Raw genomic sequence first — 4,970 nt, 5'->3', positions numbered from 1 at the left:
TCCCGGCCCCACCCGCCAGGAGAACCGGGCCGTGCACGCGATGGCGCGCATTCTGCTGCACGGTTCGATCGACAACATCCAGTGCTCCTGGGTCAAGCTCGGGGTGGAGGGCTGTCGGGCCGTGCTCGCTGGTGGGGCGAACGACATAGGCGGCACGCTGATGGAGGAGACGATCAGTCGGATGGCCGGCTCGCAGCACGGCTCGCGGCGTTCCGTGGCCGAACTCGAGGAGGTGGCCGCGGGGGCGGGTCGTCCCGCTCGGCAACGCACCACCACGTATGGCCGGATCCCTGACGAGCGCTTTCGCGCTGCCCGGGGCCGCACCGTCCGGGCCATGCTGCCGGTGGTGTCCTGACACCCGCCAAGTCCTGATCATCAAAAACTACTCTCCGTAGTCGAATGGGTCGGGGTTGCCGAGTCTGGTAGCTGATCGGTCTACGTTCGCGGCGGTTGCCCGAGCTCAGACCCTGCCCTTTTAGGGGTGTATGCCCTTTAGGTCTGGGCGGGATAATGCCGTTGTCGCGACCAATCTGATCGCGCAGAGTGACGGAAAGGAGGGTTGCGCGGACCCTCGGCGACAGGTTGTAGTGACTGTGAGCTATGGTCTCATCGCTGGTTGTAGAAGATGTTGCGACGGTGGGGTTGACGCGATCGAGTCTGGAGCGTGTAATTACCGGCGTGTCATTCCCCCCGCTGGCGGGGTTCGTGCGGTAGTGCGTCGCCTGACCGGTGTGGAAACCAGTCACCTGCGCGCCGGCGCCCAGGGGTGGCCGACCGCACCGCGACGGGTCTGGAGGAGTCCACATGGAGCACGCCGACGCGGGCGTCCACACTGTCCTCGCGGACGTCGAGCGTCCCGCTGAGCATGACCCGTTCGCTGATCACCCCGAGCGGGTGCTCACCGAACGGCACACCCGGGCCACATCCGAAACGGTCCCGCGGGCGCGGGCGCGGGTGCCGGCCACGGCCGCTCCCGTCCCCCCCGCGTTGACCGGTCGCTCCGTCGCCGAGGACACCGACCTCGTCGAGGACATCGAGGACGACTCCGTCGAGGACATTGACGAGGTCGACGATGTCGACGAGGTCGGTGACGACGAGGCCGACGAGGCGGAGACCAAGGACATGGAGGATCTTGGTGGATCGGCCGGGAGGTCCGCCCTCGCCCAGGTGATCGATCTGGGGATGGGGGACCTTCTCGGCGAGGCGATGGAGTGGCAGGAACGCGCGCTGTGCGCGCAGACCGACCCCGAGGCGTTCTTCCCGGAGAAGGGCGGTTCGACCCGCGAGGCCAAGCGCATCTGCTCGGGCTGTGAGGTCCGGGCCGAGTGCCTGGAGTACGCGCTGGAGAACGACGAGCGGTTCGGGATCTGGGGCGGCATGTCCGAGCGGGAGAGACGCAAGCAGCGACGCCGAGCGGTCTGATCCCGCCCGGTGACCGGCGGTCGGCGCATGACGGGCGATCCGGGCACGTCACAGGCGGCCACGGTCGCCGCGGTGACCGCTCTGCCCGATGATGCAGGGCCGCCGGTCGTCGCGGTCTGCGTGCTCGGTCGAGGGGGTGGTGGACCCGACGCCGCCGCCCAGGTCCGGGCCGCCCTGCGTGCCCAGACCAGACCACCGGACCGGGTCGTCGAGGTGCGGCTCGGTGGCGGGGGAGGCGTTCCCCGGCAACGCGCGTCTCCCCTGGACGGGGACGGTCGCCTCCCGTCCGCCGACCGTCCCGTCGATCCCGGCGCCGACGGCGCGGATGCTCAGGCCGGTGACCCGGTCGTCGAGCCCCTCGTCGTCGAGGTGCCGTCCGCCACACCGTTCGGCGCCGCCGTAGCCGTGGGGCTGGCTCGGCTGGGGAACCTACCGGAGCACGGATTCGTCTGGCTCCTCGACGACACCGCGATCCCTGCCCCAGGCGCGTTGCACACCCTGCTGGCCTACGCCCGGCTGGACCGGGGTGTCGCCGTCCTCGGTCCCAAACTGCTCGCCCGCGCTCCGGAATCCGCCCCACTCGCCGAATCCGCCCGGCCGGCCGAATTCGCCCCGGCGGCCGGAGCGGGCGGTCCCGCCGGAGCGGACGGTCCCGCCGGATCGACGGGTGCGCGGTCCCGGCCGGTGACGAGACCCCGGGTGGTTGAAGCCGGGGTGAGCGTCGACCGGGCCGGGCGACGGCATACCGGAATGTGCCCGGGCAATGATGATTATGGTCGGTGTGACGGGGTACGTGACGTCCTCGCCGTTGCGTGTTCGGGCACCCTCGTGCGGGCGGTGGTCTGGCGACTGCTCGGTGGACTCGACCCCGAGCTCGATGGTGGTCATGACATCGATCTTGGCTGGCGGGTGGCCCGTGCCGGCCTACGGGTCGTCGTCGTCCCGTCGGCCACGGCGACCGTGGCCTCGGCCTCGGCCTGCCCCGGGGGGTCGGCCTTCCCCGGGGCATCGGCCGACCGCGCGGGGGCTCTACGGGTCCGGCTGGCGAACACGGCGACGGTGCTGTTGCCGGCGATGGTGGTCGCCCTGCTCGTCGGAACGGCCGTGCGCACCCTCGGCCTGCTCCTGCGCGGCCGACCCCGGGCGGCGCTCGCCGAGCTCACGCTCGCCGGTACCGTGCTGGGGCGGCCACGGCAGTTGCGCCGGATGCGTCGGCGCGCCGCCTGCACGTGGGCGGTGCCGCACCGGGCCGTCCGCCCGTTGTTCCCGGCCCGCCGCCTGCCGTGGCGGCGCGGAGCCGGCGCCGAGGATCTCCTCGATCGGGCCGGAGCCGCCGAAGACGTCGCCGACACCACCTTGGTGGTTACCGGGCCCAGACCGGATGCGCACCCGTGCCGGCCGGCCTGGCCGCCGATGACCCTGGCGACCCTGCTGGGTGCCGTCGGGCTCCTGGCCATGAGGGGGATGCCGGCGGACATGCTCGGCGGGGGCCTGCCGCTCCCGACCGGCAGCCGGAACCTGTGGTCGGCCGTGTGGTCCGGATGGGCGGGGGCGCCCGATGGACCTCTGAGTGGTCCCGGGCCGGCACCCCCTTTCACCGCGCTGTTCGCCGCGGCGGCCACTCTGCTGGGGGGGAGGCCGGCGCCGGCCGCTTGGATCCTGCTGGCGGCCGGCCCGGCGCTCGCGGGCCTGAGCGCCTACCGGGCGCTCGCCCGGCTGGAACCACATCCGATCACCCGGTTCGGGCTCGCCGCCGGCTACGGGTTGAACCCGGTGATGACCGGGTCGGTCCTCGCCGGCCGCACCGACACCGTGGGCGCGGTGATCGGCCTTCCCCTGGTGCTCGCCGCCGCCGACGCGGTCCTGCGGGACCGGCGGGACGGCTCCGGCTTTGGCTTTGGCGTCGGCGGGGCGCCGGGCCGGCCGGTGTGGACGCTCGCGGTCTGTCTGGTCGGGTTCATCGCCTGCGCCCCGTCGATGCTGGTCATCGCCTGGGCGGGCCTGGTAGTCGTCGCGTTCCTGACCGCGCGGTCCAGGCTGCCCGCGATCATCGCCGCTCTGCTCGCGACGATCATTCCGGTGCTTCCGGACCTGCGGCTGGATCCCGTCGCCGTCCTCGCCGAATCGGCGATCGCCCTGGCCAGGCTGCCCCAGTACTCCCTGGCCCTGTTGGCTGGTGCGGACAGCGGACCCAGTGCCGATGTGGCCGGCTTCGTCGGTGGATGCCTGGCCTGCTGGTTGTTCGGCCGCCTCGCGGGCCGGGAGCGGGGCCGTCGGCGGCGCACGGCCGTGCTGGTGGTCCTTCCCGTGACGCTGCTCCTCCTCGTCGGGCCGCTGATCCTTGCCGCTCGGTTCCTGGCCGTGGATGTATCTCGGCCCGACGACACCACAGGGGCGAACCCGGCCGGCGTCGAGGGGGCCGGCCTCGCCCGCGCGGTCGCGGCCGTGACCCGCGCCGCCGGCCCGGGTGCCCGCGTCCTCGTCCTGCACCAACCGGCCTCGGCCAGAACGATCCGGTACACCCTGGCCTCCGCGTCCGGGCCGATGTTTCCCGAGACCGGCGCCCGCACCCCGCGGCGGTCCGGTCGGTTCCTCGCCGACATGGTCGCGGACCTCGCCACCAACGGTGGCCGGGCAGCCGGCTGGCTCCCGCTTCTGGGCGTGACATCGGTCGCCGTACCCACGGCCGACTCGGCCTCTCAGCTCGTCGCCCGACTGGACGCGACGCCGTCCTTGATCCGGGATCGTCCCCGTCCGGGGGCGATCTTCTGGCGTCCCGCCGTTACGGCCCGTGGTGCGACGGCCTCGGGAGAGCCCGGTGGGACCGGTGCGCCGCGACCGGACGCATCCGAGTGGGCGGGCGGACCCCTGGCCTGGGTGATGGAGTCCGATCGGGCTGATCGTCGTGAGCCGGTGGCGCGGCACTCCGCTCCCGCGGCGACGAAGCGGACAGCCCGCCCGATCGGTACAGCGCCGGGTGCTCCTCCCCTCCTCTCGGCGCCGCTGCCGCCAGCGCCCTCCTCGGTACGCCGGTTGGCCTCCGGCGAGCGGTTGCCCGCCCTCGCCGCCCGGTCCGGCCCGGCACGCTCCCTGGTGCTCGCCGTACCGGCGGATGCCGGATGGCACGCGTGGCTGGAAGGCCGGCCGCTGACTCCGTTCCGGGCGTGGGGCTGGGCAGCCGGATTCCGGCTGCCGCCCGACGGCGGTCGGCTCCGCATCGACCACGACCGGGCTTCACCCCACCGGGCCGTGCTGGGCCAGGCGGCGGCGCTCGCCGCGCTTGTCCTGCTGGGAATCCCCGTGCTGCTGGGAATCCCAGTCCTGAGGTCGCGGCGGATGGCTCCCCCGGCTGCAACGCAGCCGCGGCGGGTCGGGAAGGCTGAGCGGCCGTCGTGTCAGCGGCCGTCGTGTCAGCGGCCGTCGTGTCACGTCGTGGTCGTTTCGCGGACGGTCGTTTCGCGGATGGTGCTGCCGCTGGCGGTCCTCGGGCTGCTCGGGCTGACCGGGGCGTTCCTCGCCGGCACCGGCACCGGCACCAGCACCAGCAC

At 73.2% G+C, this 4,970-nt stretch carries 2 protein-coding genes and 1 pseudogene; all 3 read left to right on the top strand.

Features of this window, described 5'->3' with window-relative positions; all coding sequences use genetic code 11:
• Positions 1-355, top strand: a pseudogene (locus tag AC08OP_RS20515) (bifunctional FO biosynthesis protein CofGH); the annotation flags it as partial.
• A 449-nt stretch (positions 356-804) separates the two neighbouring features.
• Entirely contained in the window at positions 805-1,422 is a 618-nt protein-coding gene (locus AC08OP_RS20510; protein ID WP_476615668.1) for a WhiB family transcriptional regulator, read from the top strand.
• A gap of 27 nt (positions 1,423-1,449) precedes the next feature.
• Positions 1,450-4,970: glycosyltransferase (locus AC08OP_RS20505; RefSeq protein WP_476615667.1), on the top strand; the 3,521-nt coding region annotated here is incomplete at its 3' end.

This window comes from Frankia sp. CeRuru1, assembly GCF_977966315.1.
The sequence above is the reverse complement of the archived record's forward strand: the minus strand, read 5'-3'. Positions and strand labels throughout refer to the sequence as shown.

Coding starts and splice junctions, on each gene's coding strand:
- AC08OP_RS20510 (WP_476615668.1), top strand. CDS start 805: ATGGAGCACGCCGACGCGGGCGTCCACACTGTCCTCGCGGACGTCGAG.